Source organism: Mesorhizobium sp. M2E.F.Ca.ET.209.01.1.1 (assembly GCF_004010375.2).
Classification (GTDB): domain Bacteria; phylum Pseudomonadota; class Alphaproteobacteria; order Rhizobiales; family Rhizobiaceae; genus Mesorhizobium.
The window spans coordinates 1-306 of record NZ_SADP02000943.1; the positions used below are offsets into that span (position 1 = coordinate 1).

Annotated in this window: 1 protein-coding gene; it reads left to right on the forward strand. The window is 66.3% G+C overall.

Going from position 1 to position 306, the window contains the following annotated elements:
• On the forward strand, positions 1-306 hold a 306-nt coding region (locus EN852_RS38600), incomplete at both ends, for a HutD family protein (RefSeq protein WP_189546607.1).

Consider the following 306-nt stretch of genomic DNA (forward strand, 5'->3'; position numbering starts at 1 on the left):
CGACGATTTCGACTGGCGTGTCTCGATGGCCCGCGTCGAAACCAGTGGGCCGTTCTCCAGCTTTGCTGGCATCGACCGAACGCTGTCGGTGCTAGAAGGCGAGGGGATTGTGCTCGACATCGCCGGCCAGCCACCGGCGCGGCTGACCAAGGCTTCGGCGCCGCTCGCCTTTCCAGGCGACGTGCCGACCGGTGCCACGCTGATCGGCGGTCCGATCACCGATCTCAACGTGATGACCCGTCGCGACCGCATGACGCATAAGGTCGAGCGCCGGCCGCTGTCCGGCGAGATTCGCATTGTGCCAGG